Origin of the sequence: Neoalteromonas flava, from assembly GCF_002807685.1 — a bacterium.
Classification (GTDB): Bacteria; Pseudomonadota; Gammaproteobacteria; order Enterobacterales; family Alteromonadaceae; genus Alteromonas_E; species Alteromonas_E flava.
In genome coordinates this window covers 219,381-242,164 of the sequence record NZ_PEAX01000001.1, presented here as the reverse complement: position 1 = coordinate 242,164, position 22,784 = coordinate 219,381, and the positions used below count along the sequence as shown (strand labels likewise).

The 22,784-nt window shown below is 45.8% G+C and carries 21 protein-coding genes and 3 tRNA genes; 15 read left to right on the top strand and 9 right to left on the bottom strand.

Features of this window, described 5'->3' with window-relative positions; translation table 11 throughout:
- Positions 1–66: 66 nt before the first annotated feature.
- Positions 67–825 carry a type 2 periplasmic-binding domain-containing protein gene (locus CSH92_RS01180; RefSeq protein ID WP_164084623.1) on the bottom strand — a complete coding sequence of 253 codons (759 nt, stop codon included), beginning with the start codon at positions 823–825 and terminating at the stop codon, positions 67–69.
- A 141-nt stretch (positions 826–966) separates the two neighbouring features.
- Between CSH92_RS01180 and CSH92_RS01175 the strand changes: the two genes are divergently transcribed.
- Positions 967–1,374 (top strand): phasin family protein, encoded by a 408-nt coding sequence (locus tag CSH92_RS01175; RefSeq protein WP_100655769.1) that lies wholly within the window; start codon positions 967–969, stop codon positions 1,372–1,374.
- Between the two features lie 66 nt (positions 1,375–1,440).
- Here the strand turns inward: CSH92_RS01175 and CSH92_RS01170 are convergent, their stop codons facing one another.
- Both CSH92_RS01170 and CSH92_RS01165 read right to left on the bottom strand, forming a co-directional pair.
- Positions 1,441–3,528, bottom strand: coding sequence for a M13 family metallopeptidase (locus tag CSH92_RS01170; RefSeq protein WP_100655768.1), 2,088 nt, complete (start codon positions 3,526–3,528; stop codon positions 1,441–1,443).
- Between the two features lie 48 nt (positions 3,529–3,576).
- Positions 3,577–4,722 carry a GNAT family N-acetyltransferase gene (locus CSH92_RS01165; protein WP_100655767.1) on the bottom strand — a complete coding sequence of 382 codons (1,146 nt, stop codon included), beginning with the start codon at positions 4,720–4,722 and terminating at the stop codon, positions 3,577–3,579.
- 55 nt (positions 4,723–4,777) lie between these two features.
- On the opposite strand from CSH92_RS01165, the gene CSH92_RS01160 reads away from it, so the two are divergent.
- The 14 genes from CSH92_RS01160 to CSH92_RS01095 all read left to right on the top strand — a co-directional run bounded on the left by CSH92_RS01160 (position 4,778) and on the right by CSH92_RS01095 (position 16,300).
- Positions 4,778–5,254, top strand: a complete 477-nt coding sequence (locus CSH92_RS01160) for a regulatory protein RecX (protein ID WP_100655766.1) — start codon at positions 4,778–4,780, stop codon at positions 5,252–5,254.
- Positions 5,255–5,350: 96 nt separating this feature from the next.
- Positions 5,351–7,948, top strand: coding sequence for an alanine--tRNA ligase (alaS, locus tag CSH92_RS01155; protein ID WP_100655765.1), 2,598 nt, complete (start codon positions 5,351–5,353; stop codon positions 7,946–7,948).
- A 126-nt stretch (positions 7,949–8,074) separates the two neighbouring features.
- Complete coding sequence (gene csrA / locus CSH92_RS01150) at positions 8,075–8,275, top strand: carbon storage regulator CsrA (RefSeq protein WP_100655764.1); 201 nt, start codon at positions 8,075–8,077, stop codon at positions 8,273–8,275.
- Positions 8,276–8,477: 202 nt separating this feature from the next.
- Positions 8,478–8,568, top strand: a tRNA-Ser gene (locus CSH92_RS01145).
- Between the two features lie 12 nt (positions 8,569–8,580).
- A tRNA-Arg gene (locus CSH92_RS01140) sits at positions 8,581–8,657 on the top strand.
- Between the two features lie 42 nt (positions 8,658–8,699).
- Positions 8,700–8,776 (top strand) — tRNA-Arg (locus CSH92_RS01135).
- A 359-nt stretch (positions 8,777–9,135) separates the two neighbouring features.
- Positions 9,136–9,795, top strand: coding sequence for a response regulator (locus CSH92_RS01130; RefSeq protein ID WP_100655763.1), 660 nt, complete (start codon positions 9,136–9,138; stop codon positions 9,793–9,795).
- Positions 9,795–11,093, top strand: coding sequence for a sensor histidine kinase (locus CSH92_RS01125; protein ID WP_100655762.1), 1,299 nt, complete (start codon positions 9,795–9,797; stop codon positions 11,091–11,093). The genes CSH92_RS01130 and CSH92_RS01125 overlap by 1 nt, the downstream gene beginning before the upstream one ends.
- Before the next feature lies 1 nt (position 11,094).
- Positions 11,095–11,460 carry a cupredoxin domain-containing protein gene (locus CSH92_RS01120; protein WP_240612699.1) on the top strand — a complete coding sequence of 122 codons (366 nt, stop codon included), beginning with the start codon at positions 11,095–11,097 and terminating at the stop codon, positions 11,458–11,460.
- Complete coding sequence (locus CSH92_RS01115) at positions 11,450–12,241, top strand: hypothetical protein (protein WP_100655761.1); 792 nt, start codon at positions 11,450–11,452, stop codon at positions 12,239–12,241. The genes CSH92_RS01120 and CSH92_RS01115 overlap by 11 nt, the downstream gene beginning before the upstream one ends.
- Positions 12,234–12,926: a hypothetical protein gene (locus tag CSH92_RS01110; RefSeq protein WP_100655760.1), complete on the top strand. Its 693-nt coding sequence runs from the start codon at positions 12,234–12,236 to the stop codon at positions 12,924–12,926. The genes CSH92_RS01115 and CSH92_RS01110 overlap by 8 nt, the downstream gene beginning before the upstream one ends.
- A gap of 176 nt (positions 12,927–13,102) precedes the next feature.
- On the top strand, positions 13,103–13,360 hold the full coding sequence (locus CSH92_RS01105) for an OadG family protein (RefSeq protein ID WP_100655759.1): 258 nt from the start codon (positions 13,103–13,105) through the stop codon (positions 13,358–13,360).
- A gap of 18 nt (positions 13,361–13,378) precedes the next feature.
- Complete coding sequence (gene oadA / locus CSH92_RS01100; RefSeq protein ID WP_100655758.1) at positions 13,379–15,166, top strand: sodium-extruding oxaloacetate decarboxylase subunit alpha; 1,788 nt, start codon at positions 13,379–13,381, stop codon at positions 15,164–15,166.
- 3 nt (positions 15,167–15,169) lie between these two features.
- The gene (locus CSH92_RS01095) at positions 15,170–16,300 is read left to right on the top strand and encodes a sodium ion-translocating decarboxylase subunit beta (protein ID WP_100655757.1); all 1,131 of its coding nucleotides are present in this window, start codon (positions 15,170–15,172) and stop codon (positions 16,298–16,300) included.
- A 66-nt stretch (positions 16,301–16,366) separates the two neighbouring features.
- Here the strand turns inward: CSH92_RS01095 and CSH92_RS01090 are convergent, their stop codons facing one another.
- Genes CSH92_RS01090 through pspF form a run of 6 tightly spaced genes read right to left on the bottom strand, consistent with a single transcriptional unit; the run spans position 16,367 to position 22,775 of the window.
- Complete coding sequence (locus CSH92_RS01090) at positions 16,367–17,173, bottom strand: ATP-binding cassette domain-containing protein (RefSeq protein WP_100655756.1); 807 nt, start codon at positions 17,171–17,173, stop codon at positions 16,367–16,369.
- Positions 17,170–18,165: an oligopeptide/dipeptide ABC transporter ATP-binding protein gene (locus tag CSH92_RS01085; protein WP_100655755.1), complete on the bottom strand. Its 996-nt coding sequence runs from the start codon at positions 18,163–18,165 to the stop codon at positions 17,170–17,172. Before CSH92_RS01085 ends, CSH92_RS01090 begins: the two co-directional genes overlap by 4 nt.
- A complete protein-coding gene (locus CSH92_RS01080; protein ID WP_100655754.1) occupies positions 18,165–19,058 on the bottom strand; it encodes an ABC transporter permease subunit in 894 nt (297 codons plus the stop codon). Before CSH92_RS01080 ends, CSH92_RS01085 begins: the two co-directional genes overlap by 1 nt.
- Positions 19,045–20,055, bottom strand: a complete 1,011-nt coding sequence (locus CSH92_RS01075) for an ABC transporter permease subunit (RefSeq protein ID WP_100655753.1) — start codon at positions 20,053–20,055, stop codon at positions 19,045–19,047. Before CSH92_RS01075 ends, CSH92_RS01080 begins: the two co-directional genes overlap by 14 nt.
- Positions 20,048–21,664 carry an ABC transporter substrate-binding protein gene (locus tag CSH92_RS01070; RefSeq protein WP_100655752.1) on the bottom strand — a complete coding sequence of 539 codons (1,617 nt, stop codon included), beginning with the start codon at positions 21,662–21,664 and terminating at the stop codon, positions 20,048–20,050. Before CSH92_RS01070 ends, CSH92_RS01075 begins: the two co-directional genes overlap by 8 nt.
- The gene (pspF, locus tag CSH92_RS01065) at positions 21,651–22,775 is read right to left on the bottom strand and encodes a phage shock protein operon transcriptional activator (protein WP_100655751.1); all 1,125 of its coding nucleotides are present in this window, start codon (positions 22,773–22,775) and stop codon (positions 21,651–21,653) included. Before pspF ends, CSH92_RS01070 begins: the two co-directional genes overlap by 14 nt.
- Positions 22,776–22,784: the final 9 nt, after the last annotated feature.

The following is a 22,784-nucleotide window of genomic DNA, read 5'->3' as shown; positions in this document are numbered from 1 at the left end:
CGTCTTTTCAGACTAGCTCAAAAGCCTCACATGAGACAGTAAATTCAATAAAAACAGAGGGTACAGTCACACTAGGTTAGGATTCGAAAACCGGTGCAAGTTTCGTTTAGCGACATCAAGACGTTGAAACACAGCCGGAAAATGAGCGTTGAAAAGCGCATCAAAAGCTCCTGATTTCATTGCGTCAGAAAGTCCAGTTTCGATCCTTCGAGCTAGCTCGCCGCGCTTAGCGTTAACATAAAACACTAAGGGTAACGGGTAGTGAATGACATGGTTTGGCTCGATGAACAATCCGTTTGCGGCGCAATCAAAGTCAGCATAGATGGCTTCAATTTCATTAGCACCAAGGGGGACGTAATCGCATTGCCCGTCTTCAAGAGCGAGAAAAATATCATTTAGCTCGCCGTATTCAAACACCCGACAATGATTGCTGCGCATGATCTCAGCATCTGCCCACGTCGCAGGAATTCCTGCCTTCAGCTGCCGCAAATCAGTATTTGTCATGGCAGTTGTGAAGATGTGTTGTCGGTCTTGTTTAATGATCAGTAAGCGGTGACTCAGTAAATCTTTACACAGCGGTTTATTAATTTTAATCAACGGTTTTCCAGCAAATTTTTGATTGCCATCTACAGTCACTAGCACGTCACACCCAGTAGCAAAGATGTTGCCCTCATCTTCAGCACTCGGATAGTTGGTGTCATCGACAACTACGCTTACGTCACTCATCCCCGCGTGTTTCAGGCATAACTCAATTAAGGCTCTCTCATATTGCCTGCGGATCGATGATTTATTGCCGTTCCAAAATGTAATTATTGCTGATGTCAAATTTAATCTCTTTTAAAACAGTTGGTTATAAAATTTTAATAAAAAAATGATTAATTAGTATGCGATTTCTAACTGTGATCTTTATTCTACACACCATCAAGCGATTCACTGATTTTATTTTACATTTTGGGAGAGACTATTATGAACAACAATATCGAAATGATTAAACAAACTGCTGCTAATGCTGAAGAAATGGCCCGTAACATCTGGTTAGCAGGTATCGGTGCATACGGCAAAGGTGTTGAAGAAGTTAAAGGTCGTTTTGACGCACTTTCTACTGATTCAAACAAATTGTTTGCAGAGTTAGTAGCGAAAGGTGAAGTAATCGAAGCTCAAGGTAAAGCGAAAGTAGCAGAAGTTAAATCTTCAGTTACTGCTAAAGCTGATCTTGAAGCTCGTGTTGAGACCGTGCGCACTAAACTTGGTCTAAACAAGACTGATGCTGACGTAAAAATCGAAGAGCTAAATGCTAAAATCGATGCATTGACTGCAGCAGTAGCTAAGTTAAACGCAAAGCCAGCAACTAAAACTGCTGCTAAAAGCGCATAAGCTATCGTCTTATTAAACAAAGGGAGCCTCGGCTCCCTTTTTTAATTGCTAGCGATTAGTCAACTTTTACCATATACGCACGCGTTCTTCTGGTGCAAGGTATAACGCATCACCCGGTTGAACATTAAACGCCTCGTACCAGGCATCGTGGTTACGAGGTGCTAATGCGCGGTAGCGACCTGGTGAGTGCGTGCCACCCCGCAATTGGTTAAGCATACTTTCTTCTGTGCGCTTTTCTTTCCAGACTTGGGCCCAGGCTAGGAAGAAGCGTTGATCACCGGTGGTACCATCAATAATCGGCGCTTCTTTACCATTCAGGCTAAGCTTATAGGCGTGATATGCCATCGCAAGCCCACCAACGTCACCAATGTTTTCGCCTAAACTGTTTTGCCCATTAACAAAATTCCCTTCAATTGGCTCATACGCACTATACTGAGCGATCAATTGCTGAGTCTTGGCTTCGAAAGCGGCGCGATCATCTTCCGTCCACCAATTGCGTTGAATACCGTTGGCGTCTGACTTCGAACCTTGATCATCAAATCCATGCCCCATTTCATGTCCAATAACGGCGCCAATTGCACCGTAGTTAACGGCTGGGTCGGCGTTAGGATCGAAAAATGGTGGTTGCAGAATCGCCGCAGGGAATACGATCTCGTTGAATGAACTGTTGTAGTATGCATTCACACGTTGCGGTGTCATGCCCCAACGGTTGCGATCAGTAGGCTCTAATTCCTGTGCGACAGATTTATCTTGGAAGAACTGACGAATACGTTGCACGTTCGCTACGAGATCGTCGCGCGAGATTTCTAATCCATCAAAGCTTTCCCAAACATCTGGATAACCAATTTTAGGATTGAATGCTGCGAGCTTGGCTTGTGCATTTTTCTTGGTTTCTTCGCCCATCCAATCAAGATTTTCAATGCGTTCACCCAATGCGGTACGCAGGTTCTCGACGAGCTCCGCCATTTGCGCTTTTGAACTTTCAGGGAAGAAGCGGTCAACGTAAACTTTACCAATCGCAAAGCCTAGAGACTCAGTCCCCGACATTTGGCTGACGGCACGCTTCCAGCGATCCCGGGGTTCTTGCTGACCATTTAACGTTTTGCCAAAGAACGCGAAGTTGGCGTTATAGATGTCTTCTGAGAGAAGCTCAGCGTTATTGCTAATGGTGTGGTATTGCAGATACGCCTTCCACGTTTCCAGGGGTTCTTGGTTGATTAATGTGATTGCGCCACGCACGGGGTCGGGCTGTGTGATGTTTAAGTTAGGTACCTGGTAACCTGAAGACTCAAAGAAAACGGTCCAATCGAAATAGGGGTAGGCATCTGCCAGTTCACTACGTTCAATTTGGTTAAGAGTTAAATCGCGATTCCGACGTTTTTCACGTGGCCATTGGATCTCAGCGATTTTGGTTTCTAAGGCTAAAATCGCTGCAGCGTCTTCAGTAGCTGTTTCGCTACCAGTAAACGCCAACATTTCCGCAATATGCGCTTGATAAGCTTCACGAATTTTCACAAAGCGCTCATCGTCACTTAAGTAATAATCGCGATCCGGTAACCCTAAGCCGGCCACTCCGACGTTAACTTGATATTTGTTAGGATCTAAACGGTCATACCACATGCCAGCCCATAAAGGAGAATTGCTATCGGTTAACCAAGCCTTACCAAATTCGCGGGTTAGGTCTGTTACCGACGCAATTGCAGCTATATTCTCAAGCATTGGCTGTATTGTTGCGATACCCTTGGCATTGAGTGCTTCGGTGTCCATATAGCTGTGGTAAAAATCGGCAATCAGTTTGGCTTCACCAGTAAGATTTTCACTGTTGTTCAAATCGTCGATGATACTTTTTACTTGTTCCTCACTGCGGTCAGCCAATGCAGAAAAGGCGCCAAAGCGCGTCTTGTCTGCCGGTAACTCATAGGTGTCATACCATGTGCCAGAGGCGTACATGAAGAAGTCATCGCCGGGTTTAACCGCTTCATTTCGTGCGCTCAAATCAACGCCGAAACTGCCAATTTCTGCTGCTGTATTCACGGCTGCCGCTTCCGCTTCCGCTGCTGGCGCATTGTTCGCCACTTGTTCTGTCGACTGAGGGCTACATGCAGCGAGTCCTAAACTCGTCGCAATGGCTAAAGCTATTACTGATTTTTTCATGATATTCCTGTTTAATTAGTGAGGTGACTTGGCCTTAACATGGGCTTGTCACTCTGTTTTCTTAAATGGCACAACAGCCTGTAATTGAGCATGATACGCCTGAACTGCTCGACGCTCCTGCTCAGTAAAATCGATTACTGCTCGTTGAAATGCGGGTTCACAACAATGATGGTAAGACTGACAAAATATCGGTTCAAACCCGCGCAGTAATTTGTGCTCCCCTTGCGTCCCTGGATTAAAAAGGGGTAATTGCCGTTCGATAGCGAACTCTATGCCTTGGTAGTAGCAACATTCAAAATGTAAACTGTCGACATCTACCAACGAGCCCCAATAGCGGCCATACAATCCTGTGTGGTCATATAAGTACAACGCCGCTGCAATCGGCTGCTCGTTTTGATATGCGAGCACCAGCATCAACGAATCTTTTAACATACCACAAAGCTGGGAGAAAAAATCCGCGGTGAGATAACCTGCATGCCCGCTGCGTTTAAGGTAGGTAGACTGGTAGCAACGATAAAAAAAGTCCATTAAATTGTCGGTAATCTGGGTATTGCAATACCGTTCTATGCGGATGTTTTGTTGCGTAACTTTGATTCTTTCTTTACGGATATCTTTACGCTTACGTGAAGTGAAACGTTGTAAAAAGTGATCAAAGTTAGTGTATTGATTATTTTGCCACTGAAATTGCACCGACAAGCGTTGGGTGAGTAAAGGTTCTTTCGGCGAGCCTTCCAAGCTGTTATCGAATAGCCAATGAAAAGAGGACAAGTGATGCTGCTGGCAATAACTAGCAATTGCGGCAGGTAAATAGGCCACAACCCTTTCTAAGTCTTGAACCTCACACAGCACCTTTTTTGCAGTGACAGGTGTAAACGGTACAGCAATTACCAATTTAGGGTAGTACGCAAGTCCATGTTGATGATACGCATTTGCCCACGCGTGGTCGAAAACGTACTCGCCATAGCTGTGCTCTTTAAGAAAAGCCGGTATGTAGGCAACCTCGCGTTCGCTTTCTTGTTCAACCACAATGAGATAATTTGGCAGCCATCCTGTGTCAGAGCCGACGCTGCTACTCGTTTCTAATAGCTGTAAAAAGTCGTAGTGCAGAAAAGGCGGTAATTCAGTTGTGAGCTCGTTCCAACGTGCACGATTGCAGTGGCGAATAGATGGAACAGATTTAAGCACTAAATTCATGGTCACTTTGGGTATACTGCACTCTTTATAACTATCAGTTTAAGGTTGTTTCTGTTTGATAAATAATGCCCGTGAAGATGACAAACAACAAATTTATCATGCGTTGGTGCGATTGCTGAGCCGCCGCGAGCACAGTCAGAAGGAATTGTTACGCAAGTCAACCCAGAATGGATTCGCTAGTGCTGCTGTTGTGGAAGTTATCGAGCGTTTAATTGAGCAAGGCTTGCAATCTGATCTGCGCTATACCGAAATGATGGTTCGAGCGGCCCAACTTAAAGGGCATGGACCACAACGCTTGCAACAACAGCTGCAGCAAAACGGTGTGGCAAAGTCGATAATTCAACAGGTATTGGAAGGTATCGAGATCGATTGGTGGGAAATGGCAAGAATGGCCAAAGTGAAGAAGTTTGGTGACGCCGTAGAGACAGATTTAAAGCAAAAACAAAAGCAACAGCGCTTTTTAGTTGGGCGCGGTTTCACTTTTGAACAAATAAATTACGCAATTAACGCTGAACCACCATCTGACGCTTAACAGTGCACAGTAAAACATGCTATCTTTGCGCCCTTGAATTCGGGGGCTTGCGCGAGTCGCAGCGACTTTTAATTTTTCTATTAGACAGGATTTTTCATGACGCTATCAACTGCTCAGATTCGACGTAAGTTTATCGATTTCTTTGCCAAACATGGTCACCAAGAAGTGGCGAGCTCTTCGTTGATCCCCCATGATGATCCCACCTTGCTATTTACTAACGCGGGAATGAACCAGTTTAAAGACGTATTTTTAGGTACCGACAAGCGTTCTTATACTCGTGCAGTGTCATCGCAACGCTGCGTGCGTGCCGGTGGTAAACATAACGACTTGGATAACGTTGGTTATACCGCACGTCACCACACGTTTTTTGAGATGTTAGGCAATTTTAGCTTTGGCGACTACTTCAAGCAGCAAGCGATTGCATTCTCATGGCAGTTTTTGACCGAAGAACTAAAACTTCCGAAAGAAAAATTATTGGTCACGGTTTACTCAGAAGATGATGAAGCTTACAACATTTGGCTCAATGAAATTGGAATTCCGGCCGAAAAAATCATCCGTATTTCTACCTCCGATAACTTCTGGTCCATGGGAGATACAGGCCCTTGTGGTCCATGCTCAGAAATCTTTTACGATCACGGTGAACATATTTGGGGAGGTCCTCCAGGCTCTCCAGAAGAGGACGGTGATCGTTTTATCGAAATTTGGAACCTGGTTTTCATGCAATTCAATCGCCAAGCGGATGGTGAAATGCAGCCGCTTCCTAGTCCCTCAATTGACACTGGAATGGGGTTAGAACGGATCAGCGCAATTTTGCAGAATGTGCATAGCAATTATGAAATCGATTTATTTCAAGCGTTAATCAAGGGCGCGGCAAGTATCGTTGGCACCAATGACTTGGAAGATAAATCATTGCGTGTAATTGCGGATCATATTCGTTCCTGTAGTTTCTTGATTTGTGATGGTGCAATGCCTTCAAATGAAGGCCGTGGTTATGTTTTACGTCGGATTATTCGCCGTGCGGTTAGACATGGTTATAAGCTTGGCGCAAGCGACATCTTTTTCTATCGTCTTGTTGCGGTGTTGTGCGAGCAAATGGGAGATGCCTATCCTGAGCTGGTTGAACAGCGTGTGGTTATCGAAAAGGTTTTGCGCGTTGAAGAAGAGCAATTCAGTCGCACCCTCGAGCGCGGAATGAACTTGTTGAATCAGGCGTTAGATGAAATGACGGGTGATACCGTGCCAGGAGATGTCGTGTTTAAACTCTATGACACGTATGGCTTCCCGGCTGATCTAACCGCCGATGTGGCGCGTGAAAAAGGCTTCAGTATTGATGAAGCTGGCTTCGCAGAGAATATGCAACAACAGCGCAAGCGTGCGCAGCAGTCCAGCCAATTTGGCGCTGATTATGCCAATGTTGTGAGCGTTGATAGCGTGACTCAGTTTACCGGTTATGAGCAATTAGAAGCGACCAGTACCGTCGAGGCAATCATTGTTGATGGCAAGCAGGTAGAGCAAGTCGCTGATGCCAATGATGCGCTGATCATACTTGATACTACGCCATTCTACGCGGAATCGGGTGGTCAGGTCGGTGATACAGGGTTACTCGCTGCGCCGAATGCATCGGTTAATATCGTCGATACCATTAAGCTCGGCAGTGCATTTGCGCACAAAGGTAATGTGCAAGGCTCGCTTAGCGTCGGTGATACCGTGACTGCAACCATTGATGCAGCTTTACGTCAAAGCATTAAACTCAATCACAGCGCGACTCATTTATTGCATGCGGCGCTTAGAAAAGTGTTGGGTGAGCATGTAAACCAAAAAGGTAGTTTGGTAGACAGCGATAAACTACGTTTTGACTTCTCGCACTTTGAGGCGGTAACAGAAGAGCAATTGGTTACCATTGAACGCATGGTTAACCAGCAAGTGCGCGCCAATCATACATTAACGACACGTTTAATGGCGTTAGAAGAGGCCAAAGCGGCTGGTGCGATGGCGCTGTTTGGTGAAAAGTACGATGACGAAGTTCGCGTGGTCAGTATGGGGGAGTTTTCCACTGAGTTATGTGGTGGCACACACGTAACTAGCACCGGCGAAATTGGATTGTTGAAGATTGTATCGGAAAGCGGTATTGCGTCAGGTGTAAGACGTATCGAAGCTATTACTGGTGAGGCTGCGTTGAATTACGTGCAGCAACAGCAAGCCAGAGTCGCTCAGGCGGCGCAATTGGTCAAGGCTGATCCAAATGCCCTGGTTGAGCGAATTAAAGCAGTACTACAAAGTAATCGAGAGCTGGAAAAGGCGAATCAACAACTAAGCCAAAAACTCAATGCACAAAAAGGTGCAGACGTTCTGTCCCAAGCCACCGAGATTAATGGGGTAAAAGTATTGGTGACTGAAATGCCCGGTATCGAAAGTAAAGCTTTACGTGGCATTTTGGATGACCTTAAAAACCAGATTGGTTCCGGAGTAATTTGTTTAGGGACGGCCAGCGACGATAAAGTGGGTTTGATTGCTGGTGTAACCAACGATTTAACCAGTAAAGTTAAAGCCGGAGAATTGGTGAACTTTGTTGCGGCGCAAGTAGGTGGAAAAGGTGGTGGTCGACCGGATATGGCACAAGCCGGTGGTAATCAGCCAGAAAACTTGGCAAATGCGCTAAATTCAGTCAATACTTGGTTACAGGAAAAGTTATAAAAAAAAGGTCGAGTGGTTTGCAGTGACATCAAGCTACAAGGAATGCCGTCGTTAGTTGCTAGAGCTAAGTAATTAACGTTTTAAGTTAGGGACTAAAACTAATCGTTAAGGAACAGGAGCAATAGAATGCTTATTTTGACCCGTCGTGTAGGTGAAACATTAATGGTAGGTGACGAAGTAACCGTTACCGTTTTGGGAGTAAAAGGAAATCAGGTTCGAATCGGCGTTAATGCTCCGAAAGAAGTCTCAGTCCATCGGGAAGAGATTTACATGCGGATCCAAGCTGAAAAGGGTGGAAACGCGGCGAAGAATCCCGGTAACGAGTGATTTTTATACATTGGAACAAGAGGCCGAGCTACGATATGCGTTCGGCCTTTTTTTGCTCTGTTAAAAAGTACTATTGGCTTTAATTTGCGCAATAAATGAAGCTTTTTGAATCAATTGGTTAAAATATCCGCGACCCGCAGTTTTAGCGCTAAAAAAGGTTTGACTTCCCTTTGTGAATCATTAAACTGCGACTCCACATTTTGGAGAGGTGGGTGAGTGGCTGAAACCAGTTCCCTGCTAAGGAACCATACGTATTGCGCGTATCGAGGGTTCGAATCCCTCCCTCTCCGCCATTTTGCTTTTACGCGTGTGTAGCTCAGCTGGATAGAGTACCTGGCTACGAACCAGGCGGTCGGAGGTTCGAATCCTTCCACACGCGCCACTTGCTTAAATGGTAATTTACGCTAAATTAAAATGTATCTGCGCGTGTGTAGCTCAGCTGGATAGAGTACCTGGCTACGAACCAGGCGGTCGGAGGTTCGAATCCTTCCACACGCGCCATTTCTTTTTCTTAGATGATTCCATGGCTAGGGCAGTCGGCCCGGTGACCGGAGAGGTGAATCCTTTCACACGCGCCATTTCTTTTTCTCAGACGATTCCATGGCTAGGGCTCAATCTCCTCATACTACGTTTTTGCACCAAACTTACACTACCACTTATATACTTCGTCAATCTGGTAATCTGTACGATTTTCAGCATCTAGGCACTTTCACAACCGAGTGTTATGTCGTTGTAGGTTAGTACCATTATATTTCTAACAAATCCAAGCAACCTTAAGCTAACCTTAAGAAAACTTATTTACGTTTACTCATGCAAAACAAAGATGTGTATTCTGAATTCAAGAGGGATAAATCTAATTCATGCGTATATTGCTAGTCGAAGATGATATTCCGCTCGCAGAAGGGCTAAGAAGGTCGCTGAAGCGCGAGCAATATGCGGTCGATTGGGTGGAAACCGGCCGCTATGCTATTGCGGCAATTGCTGCTGCAACAGCAGACATGGTGATCCTAGATTTAGGCTTGCCGGATATGGATGGATTAGAGGTCTTGCGACACGCTAAGCAAGCGCAGAAATCCCTGCCTGTATTAGTATTAACGGCAAGAGATGGTATTGATAGTAAAGTAAAAGGACTTGATTTAGGAGCCGATGACTATCTAGCAAAACCCTTTGAAATGGCTGAACTGTTGGCTCGGATCCGGGTTATTGAACGACGCCAAGGTACCGCTAACGCTTCATTAATTACCATCAGTAATGTGGTGCTGGATAGCGTAGCAAACACGCTAGAGTGCGATGGCCTGCCGGTTAACCTCTCGCGACGTGAATATATGATCGTTAAATCTCTGATGGAGGGGGCTGGGCGGATCCAGTCGAAAAGTCAACTCGAGACCAAATTATATGAATGGGGTGAAGAAGTCAGTAGTAATACCATTGAGGTGCATGTGCACAATGCCCGCAAAAAGTTACCCGATGGCTTCATTCAAACGGTACGTGGTGTCGGTTATGTAATGAGAAATAAGTAGTGTCAATAAAGCGCCAACTTACGCTGTTAACCATTTCTACGTTTGTGCTGGCGACGTTTTTAGCAGCATTGCATGGCTACCGGAATAGTTTAGCGCAGTTGGACGAATTGTTTGATCAAGAATTGCGAACGGTAGCTGCGTTGTTAGTTAATCTTGTTGAATCAGATTCTCGGATCCCTACAGATTTTGATGGCGAATTGGCATTTCAGGTGATTCAGCAGGGAGTGGTAACGAAAACTAGCAATAACGTTACTCGCCAACAAATAGCCAATCTCCCAGCTGGATTTTCTGAGCAAAGTTTTAACGGTAAACGGTGGCGTGTTTTTCGTGTTGCAAAGGTCGAATTTGACGTGATTGTTATGCAACCTATTAATCTGCGAGCAGCATCTGCAGAGTCTATTTTACGTGTTACGATTACGCCTATTATCTTGACTATTCCCCTTATTGCGCTGCTGATTTACTACATTATCAAACGCAGTTTGTCGGGTTTAATCTCGCTCTCCCATCAATTAAAACGCAAGACGGCAAACGATCTCACCACCGTTTCATTGCAAGACAGTCCCGATGAACTCGTTCCCGTAGTTGAGCGCCTTAATAGTTTGTTTGAACGCTTGGCGCAATCTTTTGAACGCGAACGCGAATTGACCGCAAACGCTGCACATGAATTGCGTACGCCCATAAGTGTTTTAACCCTAACGGCACATAACTTAGAGCAGGATTTTACTAATCAACAGCTTTCTGCCGCCGGGTTTTATGAGCTAAAGCAAAACATTCAGCGCATGGCACATGTGATTGAGCAAATGATTGCGCTGTATCGATTTTCACCTGAACAATTCTCTAGTGAAATGCAGCAGGTTGATATTCAGCAAGTCTTGCAAGACGTAATTAGCGGTAATTTTACCGAGATTGACAACAATCAGCAGTCTATTGAATTAGATGCTCAGCAGTGTATGGTGCACGGTGATTATTTTGCGCTGTATACATTGTTTGAGAATATTGTTCGCAACTCGATTAAGTATGCTGGCGTTGGTGCCAAGATCCAGGTGGCGACTCAGCGCAATGGTCAACAGATTGAAATCATTATTGAAGACTCTGGTAAAGGGGTCGATGATGCCGAATTGGACAAAGTATTTAGTCGCTTTTACCGCAGTGAGTCGGCCGCAATTAGAGAGAAAGGTTCAGGGTTGGGGTTATCGATTGTGGCCCACATCGTTACTTTACATCATGGCAAAGTTGCTGTCTCGCGTTCAACTCTGGGTGGATTAAAAACTCAGGTTAATCTGCCGGCGGGGGACTAAAGTGCAGGGCAAGTTATTAAGTAGCACGCTTAAAAGATCTTTGGCTTGTTTGCTGGTTGTGTATGCGAGCGCGGTTTTGGCGCAAGGGCAGGTTTTCGAGCTAGAGCTTGTTGAGCATACTTTCTCTCCCAGTGAATTGGTGATCCCGGCGAACACCAAAATTCGCTTAGTTATCAACAATCGAGATGCGACCGCAGAAGAATTCGATAGCTTTGATCTCAATCGTGAGCGGGTTATTTTCGCTAATAGTAGCTCAACGATTTTTATTGGTCCTTTACCTCCAGGACGCTATGAATATTTTGGTGAATACCATCCGGTTTCAGCGCGCGGTTATATCCTTGTGAAGGAGGACGTCAATGCTAACTAATACAGTGATTGTTTTTTTACGGGATTTTTTGCCTATCGTTATTCTGTTGTCTTATCTCGCGGTATTGACTCGACAACCTATTATTGCTGCTGGGGTCTGGCAACAATGGTTTTTGCCGGGATTCGGTTTGGCCACAATTACGATATTTTTCATTCAATCGATTGCTGCAGCTTTTGCTGGCGCTGGCCTGGAAGTATTCAATGCGGCCATGCTTATAGTCGCCTATGGTGGATTAGCGTTGGGCGCAGCAATTTGTTTGTATAGCGCGACGCGCTCGGCATTAGCAAATACGTTGCTGTTACTTGGCTCTGCGGCATTAGTGGCCAGCAAATTGATAGAACTGTTTATTTTCTTTGGAGTATATCTACAACATGCTGAAGCGTTGCAAACCGTATTAATGGGGATAGTCGTTGGGCTTGGGATCTGCTTTAGTTTCGCAATTATTTTTCACTTTTTAATTAATGAGCTCTATCAATCTTCATTCTCCGCCATAGTATTGCTCCTTTGGACTGCCTTTATCGCTGGGCAGTTGGCTCAAGTCACAGGATTACTGGCGCAGGTTGACCTTGTTTCGTTAGGAGCACCCGTAGTCAATCTCAATCATTGGGTCGCAGATAGTTCTGAGTACGGACACGTGCTAAACACACTTATCGGTTATGAAGCATCACCCTCGTTACACTTTTTGCTGGTTTATCTGTTAGCTATGTTCTCGCCGTTAGCTTTCTATTACTTGCGAATAACATCTGGCAATCGTCAAGGTAGGAGTAATCGCCATGCGTAGGTGGTTAATCATTTTTGTTGCTATTTGGGCTTCTAGTGCTCTGGCCGACGGTATGGTAGTCGATAAAGTTTATCACCCTTACGTCACTGCGAATGAACGTGAATTTGAGTGGCGTTTCATGTCTAGTCAAACTGACGACGCCAATGTGCTGGCTCAACGAGTAGGATATGGGCATGCATTAAGTGAATCAGTGACACTAGAATTTTACCTCTTTGGTGAGCGTGATGAGGACGCTAATTTTGAACTTGCCGGATACGAGATAGAAACCCGTTGGATGCTCACTCAACAGGGCCAGTATTGGGCAGATTGGGGAGCCGTTTTCGAATTTGAAAAGCGTAAAGCGCTCGACAATTATGAAGCCACGGCCGGATTAATTTTTGAAAAAGAAATTGGCAAAACCAGTATTACAATGAATCTCTTCCTCATCCGAGAATGGGGCGAAACAATAGCTAGTGAGTGGGAAACTGAGTTTAGGTTGCAATATCGCTATCGCTACTTACCTGCTGTCCAGCCCTCATTTGAGCTATACACCGGTGAAGATTTTGTCGGTATTGGTCCCGGCTTCATGGGGGTATACCGGATTGACGGCCAAGAACAGATTAAATGGGAATCTGGGTTTATAACTGAAATCGCCCACTCGGGTAAAAATCATACCTTGAGATTTGCCATTGAGTATGAGTTTTAAATCGGCGGTTGTGATAAATATGTAAAAATAATGAATAAATAGTGTGTATGTTCGGGCTTTTACCCTGCCAGGTATATTTTTATGCATATTGGTGTTTGCGGCGATTGCAAATGTATAGGTCACATGTTACTTATGCATGATTAATGTTAGTCAACTAACTATGTTCAGGATTAGTTATGCCACCAGTTAATTCCTTAACATCACAGCTCAGTGAAGCCGCCCTCCTTATGGGCGTTGGTATGGTTTCTGTGTTTGCATTCTTAACGCTACTTATTGTGGCAATGAGTGTGCTAAAACGCTTTGTGGAACGTTTTCCTCCACCCGAAGTGCCTGCCCCAGCGAAACCGAATAAGTCGATCCAAGCGGGCCATCCTGATCAGCAAGTCGTAGCGGCCATAACGGCAGCAGTTCACCAATACCGCCAATCAAAATAATCAGTCCAAGGAGATCTTATGCGCCATCCATTAGCGTTAACCGAGCTAGTGCTAAGAGACGCACATCAGTCATTATTAGCCACGCGTATGCGTATCGAGGATATGCTCCCTGTGGCTGAACAACTGGATAAAGCGGGGTACTGGTCTGTTGAATCTTGGGGTGGAGCAACATTTGATGCATGTATTCGCTATTTGGGAGAAGACCCTTGGGAGCGCATTCGTGAGCTAAAGGCTGTCATGCCTAATACTCGTCAACAAATGCTACTGCGCGGACAAAATTTATTGGGTTATCGCCATTATGCAGATGATGTAGTAGCCAAATTTGTCGAACGTGCACACACCAATGGCGTCGATGTTTTTCGTATTTTTGATGCGATGAATGATGTACGAAATCTACAAACAGCCATAAAGACAGCAGTTGATATAGGTGCTCATGCACAAGGGACCATTTCCTACACCGTAAGTCCAGTGCATACCTTGCAAATGTGGCTGGATATGGCAAAAGCACTTGAAGATATGGGCGTCCACAGTATCTGTATTAAAGATATGGCGGGCTTACTTAAACCCTACGAATGTGAAACTCTGATAACCGAGCTGAAGCGTACTGTGGACGTGCCGATTGCCATGCAATGTCATGCCACAACCGGCTTAAGTACGGCGACGTATCAAAAAGCGATTGATGCCGGAATCGACATGCTTGATACAGCGATATCGCCTATGAGTATGACCTATGGACATACTGCCACCGAAACCATTGTGGCTATGTTGCAAGATACCCCCAGAGATACTGGAATAAATTTAGACCAACTGGCGCCAATCGCTGATCACTTCCGTGCAGTGCGCAGCAAGTACGCAAAATTTGAAGGCAGTCTCAAAGGTATCGATGCGCGTATTTTGTCTGCTCAAGTGCCTGGTGGCATGCTAACTAATATGGAAAATCAGCTACGTGAGCAAGGCGCCGAAGATAAATTTGCCGACGTACTTGATGAGATCCCTCGGGTTCGCGAAGACTTGGGGTTTATTCCATTAGTTACGCCAACATCACAAATTGTTGGCACACAAGCAGTAATGAATGTTTTATCTGGCGAACGATACAAAGGGATCAGTAAAGAGACAGCCGGTGTTTTAAAAGGTGAATACGGTGCAACTCCCGCACCCGTAAATGCTGACCTACAAGCACGCGTGCTGGCAGGCGGCTCACCAATAACCGATCGCCCAGCAGACCATTTGGCGCCTGAGTTAGAGAGCTTGCAGGCAGATTTGGAGAGTCTTGCAAAGTCTGAAGGCTTTCAACTCGCTGATGCGGTTGTTGATGACACTCTCACCTTTGCTTTGTTCCCTCAAGTGGGGCTTAAGTTTTTGCAAAACCGCGGCAATCCAGAGGCCTTTGAACCGGTGCCTGGGGCTGAGTCAGAGAGTCAGCAACCGGCAGCAACTCAAACAAGCCATGCAGCAACTGCAAGCGCATCGTATGACGTTAATGTGAATGGCACATTGTATCACGTTGATGTAGCGCCTAGTGGTGAATTGCAATCAATTCAACCAGCTGCCGCGCTCCCGAATGCACAGCAAACCACGGTAAATACGTCCGCGTCTGCTCAATCAATTGACGCGCCTTTATCTGGGACTATTTTGAAAATCCTCGTTAAGCCGGGTGAACAAGTTGAAGAAGGTGAAGTGGTTATCATTTTAGAAGCTATGAAAATGGAAACGGAAGTTCGTAGTGCGATTAGCGGTACTGTTTCTCAAGTGAGTGTGGCTGAAGGCGATAGTGTGCAATCTGGCCAAGCATTAATAGTGGTATAACCCATGGAAAAACTAATGATCCTGTGGCAGAGCACAGCTTTGCCACACTTCACAACTGGGCAGTTAGTAATGATGGCGGTCGGGTTATTACTGCTATACCTGGCCATTGTACGTAAGTTTGAACCGCTCTTGTTATTCCCGATTGGCTTTGGCGCATTGCTGACTAATATTCCCTTAGCAGGGTTTTCTGAAGCGGGTGGCTTGCTACACTACATTTATGCGGTTGGTATTGAAACCGGCGTATTTCCGTTATTGATTTTTATGGGCGTAGGTGCCATGACCGATTTTGGCGCCCTGATAGCAAATCCTCGCATGTTATTGTTAGGGGCTGCAGCCCAGTTTGGGATTTTTGCCACCCTGTTTGGGGCTATTGCACTAAATGCAGTTCCTGGTTTTGAATTTAGTTTAAAGGATGCTGCTGCTATTGCCATTATTGGTGGTGCAGATGGACCTACTGCAATATTCCTTGCCTCCAGGCTTGCGCCAGACTTGCTCGGAGCCATTGCAGTCGCGGCCTATTCTTATATGGCCTTGGTACCGATTATTCAGCCTCCGATTATGAAGGCATTAACGACTCCTGAAGAACGCGCGATAAAAATGGAACAGCTGCGCTCGGTATCTCAAAGGGAAAAAATATTGTTTCCACTTGCGGTGTTGTTGCTAACGATTTTATTCCTCCCAACGGCGACACCTTTGGTTGGTATGTTTTGTTTCGGCAATTTAATGCGTGAATGTGGTGTGGTTGAGCGTTTAAGCAACACCGCACGCAATGAGCTGATTAATATTGTGACCATTTTCCTTGGCTTGGCCGTTGGCTCCAAGCTATCGGCAGACAAATTTCTTACCGTGGAAACCTTAGGGATCTTGGGTTTAGGTGCCGTGGCATTTGCAATCGGCACAGCAGCAGGGGTCATTATGGCTAAGATCATGAGTAAACTCAGCGGCGGCACGATTAACCCTTTGATTGGGGCTGCTGGAGTGAGTGCCGTTCCCATGGCTGCGCGGGTGGTAAATAAAGTTGGGTTAGAGTCAAACCCTCATAACTTCTTATTAATGCACGCGATGGGCCCCAACGTAGCTGGCGTATTAGGCTCTGCAGTAGCAGCGGGTATTTTGCTGTCACTGGTGGGTTAGCGAGAGTGTATGCTGGTGAGCTAATTTGTAATCTGTTCTAGCAGAGAAACCGGTGTCGCCAGTTGATTACTTTGTCCGTTGTGATTGTGGTAGCAATGATTGGTGGGCGGAAATGAGTTTCTGGGTCACCTCATGCTTGGGCCAACGAAAGAGTGTGTCGGTTTTGCCGGATTCGACGATTTTACCATTGTCCATCACTAGCATACGATCAGCAATATGACGGACAATGCCTAAATTGTGACTGATAAAGACGAAGGATAAACCTAAATCGCGTTGTAAGCGCAGGATCATGTTGACCGTTTGCGAGCGTACAGATGGATCTAGTGCGGCAAACGGCTCATCAGCAACGATAATACTGGGGTTTAGAATCAGGGCCCGCGCCATGGCGACACGCTGTTGTTGTCCATCCGATAACATGTGTGGATAAAAGAAATAGTGTTCACGTAGTAAACCGACTTGTGTCAGAGTTTGTTCAATCCGCTCGTCACGTTCGCTGGCGCTTAAATTAGTATTAAGCTTTAACGGTTCCTGCAGAATTCCACCAATAGTTAACGCCGGGTTTAACGATTCAGAACTGCGTTGAAATATCATTCGGACTTGGCATTTCTGCCATTGCCTTTGGGCACTACTGTTATCTTGCAGGGCGTCTTGATGGAATACAATCTCCCCAGAAGTAGGCATTAACGCGCCGCACAAAAGCTTAGCTAAAACCGACTTACCTGAGCGGTTACCACCAATAATAGCCACGGTCTCAGCTCGTTCGATGGTTAAATCAATAGGTCCTAAAACAAATGCTTTACCCGTATCTCGCTCAAAGATTGAGTGTTGTTTGGGGTTGTAAGTCAGCGCCTTAGCCGAAAGTAGTGTATTCATGATGACTTCGTATGCAACGGGAAGTGACAACTGTACTCATGGTCGTGTATTTTGCGCACTGATGGCGTTTGCACACAAGTTTTCTGTGCACGGTCACAACGCGGACCTAAGCGACAACCTATGGGTAAATGCTGCAAGGTAGGAATGGTTCCTGGTAATGTAACTAAAGGCGACTTTGGTGGTAAATCGATTCTAAAACTCGGCGCACTGTCGAGCAGCGCTTTGGTATAGGGATGCAAAGGACGTCTTTGCAGTTGTTTTAGCGGTCCCGACTCAACGGTTTGACCGCTATATAACACAGTCATTGAATCTGCCATACTCGAAATGGCTAGCAGGTCGTGACCGACAAACAGAATACTTAATCCTTTCGTTTGATTCAGCCGTTTAAACAACTTCAAAATTTGAGTTTTGGTAGTTGCCTCCATGCCGCGTGTTGGGTCGTCAGCGATCAATAAAGCCGGTTGAGACACCAACGCCATTGCGATCATAAATTTTTGCCCAATGTCGTTGGTTATCTGATGAGGAAATGAGCGCATAATACTTTGATGGTCGCGCAGACCCACTTTATGGATCAGTTGCGTGGCAATTTTTCTGCGTTTCTGTTGTTTTTGCCAAAACCAGCCACCCCCCACAAATTCGCGGGGCACGCTCTCTTCTAACTGCTCACCCAGCGACACGGTCGGGTCTAAAGTTGCTAAAGGATCTTGGAACACGACAGCGATATCTCGGCGCATAATTTCGCGGCGCTGGGCACTCGACATAGCCAATAAATTGTTACCGCGCCACGTTAGCCGGTCGGCAGTCAAACGCATTTGCTGCGGGAGACCGCCGGAAATGGCTCTAACGATTAAACTTTTGCCTGAACCCGACTCACCTACGAGCGCTTGAATTTCGCCATCTCGAACGTGCAGATTGACCTTATCCAATGCCTTTATCCAGCCTGACTCGGTGTCAATCTCAAGAGTAAGGTTTTTAATGTCAAGTAATGCCATTAGTGTCGTAGTCGTCGTTTTAATGCAGCTCGCAACCCATCACCAACTACATTGATTGAAAATACCATCAGAAAGATCGTCAAACCGGGTAGTGCAATATTCCAAGGAGCGATATAAACCACATTGAGACTTTCTGCGAGCATTGCTCCCAACTCAATTGTTGTGCCCTGTGCCCCTAAGTTTAGAAAACCTAATGCGCTAATATCTAACACCGCAATGGACAAAGCGATAGTACCTTGAACGACTAGCATTTCAATCATATTAGGCAACAATGAGTAGACGAATATATGCGGTTTACTCGCGCCATCCAATTTTGTCGCAATGATAAACTCTTTTTTCATGAGTTCACGAATGGTATTACGCGTATGGTGCACGAAATGCGGGATCAGCGCGAGAGTGATCGCCCACATGCTATTCACCAAACCGGTGCCGACAATCGCGACAATAATGATGGCCAACAGCAATGTTGGGATCACCATGAGTCCATCAAGCAGGTGATTAATGATACTGGCTCTAACGCCATTGCTCATCCCAGCCATGACGCCAATTGCAACCCCCACTAACATGGCAACGATAACTAGCATCACACTGGTACCAAAAGTAACTTGTGCGCCATATATGAGACGTGAGAATAAGTCTCTTCCAAGTGCATCTGTACCTAGCACATAACGCACCGTACCGCTGGCGTCCCAAGACGGTGGAACTAGCGTGGTATCGGTGTTTTGCATTAGTGGATCGTAGGGTGCAAGTAATGGCCCAATGATCGCGATAAGCGTGAATAAACCCAGCATAATGAGTCCAGCCATTGCTACGTGACTGTCTTTAAACTCTCGCCACGTTTGTTGCCATGGGGAGGGATGATGTTCGTCTTGGTAAAGATCAAAGCGCGACACGTTCGAACTTCTCCCTGCTTGGGTCGATTAACCGATTCAATAACTCGATAAAAATAGTAACGACAATGACTGCACCTGCTACCGCTAACATTCCCGCGCGGATCGCGGGATAATCTTGTTGGTAAATGGCTTGTAATAGCCAGTTACCTATACCTGGCCAGGAAAATATAGATTCTACAATCATGACGTTGGTAATGATTGCCGTCACCTGCATCGCAAGAATTGGTAATATCGGCAGTAAGGCATTGCGCAAACCATGTTTAAAAAAGATTTGTGCATTACTTAAACCACGCGACTGAGCCGCAATAATATAAGGCTTGCGCATCACGTCTATGGTTGACCGACGCACCGCTCGGATTATCGTCGCCATGGTTATTATTGCCACTGAAACGGTTGGCAAAATCATATGTTTGATAGCATCACTGAAAGCAACGGATCGATCAATATCGTCGGCGAGTGCAATATCAATCAAGATAAACCCGGTTTGATGCGGGACATCCAACAATAGATTGATACGTCCTGACATTGGCAGCCACCCCATGGTTAAACTAAACACTAGGACAAACAGCATAGCCAGCCAAAATACGGGAAAGGAGTACATAACCGCACTGATCCCAAGCACCCCGTAATCAATTGTTCTGTGCGGATTGAGAGCAGCCAAGAAACCACAGGGTAAACCAATCACTAGGGCCAGTAGCAAAGCATAAAAGCTTAATTCTAAGGTCGCTGGCAGGGTAAGGGTGATTTCTGTATACAAGGATTGACCGGTATTAAGACTTTGCCCCCATTGCCCATTAATTATTGCTTCAACATACCCGCCAAAAGCGCTGATAACTCCTTGTTGATGGAATGCACGCATGCCCTCAGCATCAGTCAGACCGGTTAGGTTGGTATAGGGGTCACCAGGGAAAAGATAAGCCAAGCCAAAAGAAAAAACCGTAATGACGATTAAAGTTAACACCAGAAGGTTAAGGTAGCGCAGAAAAATACTAATCATTACTTTTCTCTACCTCACCTAATCGCACGCCACCAAAGGTGTTGATAGCCACATTTTCTACGCCGCGTCGCTGTGCTTGATAACGAAACGCGTGAGCTATAGGCATCAATGGCATCTCTTCGTATAACATACGGTTCGCTTGTGCGTACAATTGTCGACGCCGCTCAGTATCATTCACCAACAACGCTTGCTCTATTAATTCATCGTAGGCCTTGTTGCACCACATCGCGCGATTCGTCCCGCTGGGAATAGCGCTGCATGTGAGGAGTGGGCGATAGAAATTATCGGGGTCAACATTATCAGCTGACCAACCTATCAAGACTGAATCATGCATGCCTTGTTGGAGATTATTTCGAAAGGTTGTCCAATCGTAACTGACAATAGTCGCAACCACACCTACCTCGGCGAGGTAGGCTTGCATCAGGCGCGCCATTTTCATGGCGTTCGGGTTATACGCACGTTGCACGGGCATTGCCCAAAGCGTCATCCTGAAGCCCGGCTCAATGCCGGCAGCTCGCAGTAGCCGCTCTGCCTGCACGGGATTATAGTTGATATCATCGGCGTTAGGCTGATACGCCCATGAGGTTGGAGGTAATATACTAGTCGCGCGTTTCGCACTACCAAAGTATACAGTATCCAGCAGTGTGCTCTTGTCTATTGCCATGGCTAATGCGCGCCGGACATCGGGATTATCAAACGGCGGTTTTTGCGTATTGAAAGCCCAAAAACCTACATTCAACCCAGGCCGTTCAAGCAACATGAGTTGTTCATTTTCACGAATGGTATCTAACTCGCTTTGCGCTGGGAAAACTGAAATATCGCATTCGCCAGTGATTAATTTCGCCAGGCGCAATGCACTTTTGGGCGTGATGTCAAATACCAGATGTTGATTGTTCACTGGGTGTTGCCAATAATTTTCATGGCGCGCGTAACGTACGTATTGATTAGGTCGGTAGCTAACAAAACGATAAGGACCAGTGCCGATGGGACGTTTATCTATTAAGTCAGTTTGTTGCTTGACTAATAGCTGCTCAGCGTATTCTGCGGAAAGTATAACCGCAAAATCGGTGGCTAAATTGGCCAGAAACGCACTGTCAGGGCGGCGAAGGTGAATTTCTACTCGATAGCCGTTGATACGTTTAACATCGGCAATAATTTCCGCCAAACCGAGACTTTGAAAGTACGGATAGCTGCCACCCGAAACCTTATTGTAGGGGTGCTCGGGCTGGCGCCAACGGTTGATACTAAATAATACATCATAAGCATTGAAGCTGCGCGACGGGGTGAAGTATTCGGTCTGATGAAATTGCACATTACGGCGTAACTGAAAGGTGTACACCAACCCATCGTCACTCACTAACCAACTATCTGCTAGTGCCGGCATAATAGTGCCTGTTTCCTGATCAAAATCAATCAGCCGATCATAGATTTGGTGGGCGGTAGCATCAGCTGTGGTGCCAGAAGTATCCAATTGAGGGTTAAATGTATTGGGATCGCTTTCAGAACAAAACACCACCCCTTTGTCGCGTCCTGCTGCCTGTTCCACCGGCGTGCAGGCAAGACAGCTCGTTGCACTCAAAACAACCAGTAAAAACTTAAGCTTCATCATCACCGTCTTGCGCACCGCTTGATTCAAGTAAATTATATTTTTTCAAATAGCCACGTAACTGATGATAGGTGAGCGACAACTTTTCTGCCGTTTTCTTCTGATTAAATTGACTGTCTTGCAAGGCTTGTTGGATTAACTCAATTTCAAAATTCTGAGCCGCTTGCTTGAGGTCTATGGGGTATTCAAGTGATGCTTCACTGGGCGTTGTCAGTGGTTTTACAGAATTTTCTGGCACAGTAGCAGATTGTAGTGCTTGAGCTTCAGAAGCTTCCACTGGATCGTTGGCCTGAGGTTGTCGGTCAACGGTCTTAATTCGTTTTTTCGGACGGTAAATTGACACAAAGGGATCGAGTACAATTTCGTGGACAGGGAGATGAGGATTGTTGGCTCGATAAACTGCACGTTCTACCACGTTTTTTAATTCGCGAATGTTACCCGGCCAGTCATAGTCCAATAGCGTGCGTTTAGCCTTTTCAGTAAAACCACTAAATAATTCTAGTTCTAATTCACGCGTCATATTGATTGCGAAGTGTTCTGCCAACATCAAAATATCTTCACGACGTTCGCGCAAAGGCGGAATAGTAATAACGTCGAAAGCTAAGCGATCCAACAGGTCGGCCCTAAATTCGCCGCTATCTGCTAAACTGGGCAAATCTTCATTAGTGGCAGCGATAAGACGCACGTCAACCTTAACTGGGCGCGATCCGCCAACCCGCTCGAATTCACCATATTCAATCACACGCAGGAGTTTTTCCTGGATCATACCTGAGGTATTGGCAAGTTCATCGAGAAACAATGTACCGTTATGGGCCACTTCAAAACGGCCTTCGCGTCGCTTGGTAGCACCGGTAAATGCTCCCGCTTCGTATCCAAATAATTCTGATTCAAGCAAACTTTCACTTAATGCGGCACAATTGAGTTTGAGATAATTTTGGTCCCAACGCTTAGACAAGTAATGCAAGCGCGCCGCGACTAGCTCTTTTCCGGTACCACGCTCGCCGATAACCAATACGGGTTTATTTAATGGAGCAATCTGTGAGATTTGTTCCAGAACCTCTAAAAACGCATTGGCTTGGCCGAGTAAATTGTCTTGCTTGCTAAATCGACTCATTTGCTTAAA

Excerpts from the sequence above, each read along its gene's own strand:
- CSH92_RS01175 (WP_100655769.1), top strand. The coding sequence starts at position 967 with ATGAACAACAATATCGAAATGATTAAACAAACTGCTGCTAATGCTGAA.
- alaS (WP_100655765.1), top strand. The coding sequence starts at position 5,351 with ATGACGCTATCAACTGCTCAGATTCGACGTAAGTTTATCGATTTCTTT.
- CSH92_RS01095 (WP_100655757.1), top strand. The coding sequence starts at position 15,170 with ATGGAAAAACTAATGATCCTGTGGCAGAGCACAGCTTTGCCACACTTC.
- pspF (WP_100655751.1), bottom strand. The coding sequence starts at position 22,775 with ATGAGTCGATTTAGCAAGCAAGACAATTTACTCGGCCAAGCCAATGCG.
- CSH92_RS01105 (WP_100655759.1), top strand. The coding sequence starts at position 13,103 with ATGCCACCAGTTAATTCCTTAACATCACAGCTCAGTGAAGCCGCCCTC.
- oadA (WP_100655758.1), top strand. The coding sequence starts at position 13,379 with ATGCGCCATCCATTAGCGTTAACCGAGCTAGTGCTAAGAGACGCACAT.
- CSH92_RS01070 (WP_100655752.1), bottom strand. The coding sequence starts at position 21,664 with ATGATGAAGCTTAAGTTTTTACTGGTTGTTTTGAGTGCAACGAGCTGT.
- CSH92_RS01110 (WP_100655760.1), top strand. The coding sequence starts at position 12,234 with ATGCGTAGGTGGTTAATCATTTTTGTTGCTATTTGGGCTTCTAGTGCT.
- CSH92_RS01115 (WP_100655761.1), top strand. The coding sequence starts at position 11,450 with ATGCTAACTAATACAGTGATTGTTTTTTTACGGGATTTTTTGCCTATC.
- CSH92_RS01170 (WP_100655768.1), bottom strand. The coding sequence starts at position 3,528 with ATGAAAAAATCAGTAATAGCTTTAGCCATTGCGACGAGTTTAGGACTC.
- CSH92_RS01165 (WP_100655767.1), bottom strand. The coding sequence starts at position 4,722 with ATGAATTTAGTGCTTAAATCTGTTCCATCTATTCGCCACTGCAATCGT.
- csrA (WP_100655764.1), top strand. The coding sequence starts at position 8,075 with ATGCTTATTTTGACCCGTCGTGTAGGTGAAACATTAATGGTAGGTGAC.
- CSH92_RS01085 (WP_100655755.1), bottom strand. The coding sequence starts at position 18,165 with ATGGCATTACTTGACATTAAAAACCTTACTCTTGAGATTGACACCGAG.
- CSH92_RS01075 (WP_100655753.1), bottom strand. The coding sequence starts at position 20,055 with ATGATTAGTATTTTTCTGCGCTACCTTAACCTTCTGGTGTTAACTTTA.
- CSH92_RS01090 (WP_100655756.1), bottom strand. The coding sequence starts at position 17,173 with ATGAATACACTACTTTCGGCTAAGGCGCTGACTTACAACCCCAAACAA.
- CSH92_RS01130 (WP_100655763.1), top strand. The coding sequence starts at position 9,136 with ATGCGTATATTGCTAGTCGAAGATGATATTCCGCTCGCAGAAGGGCTA.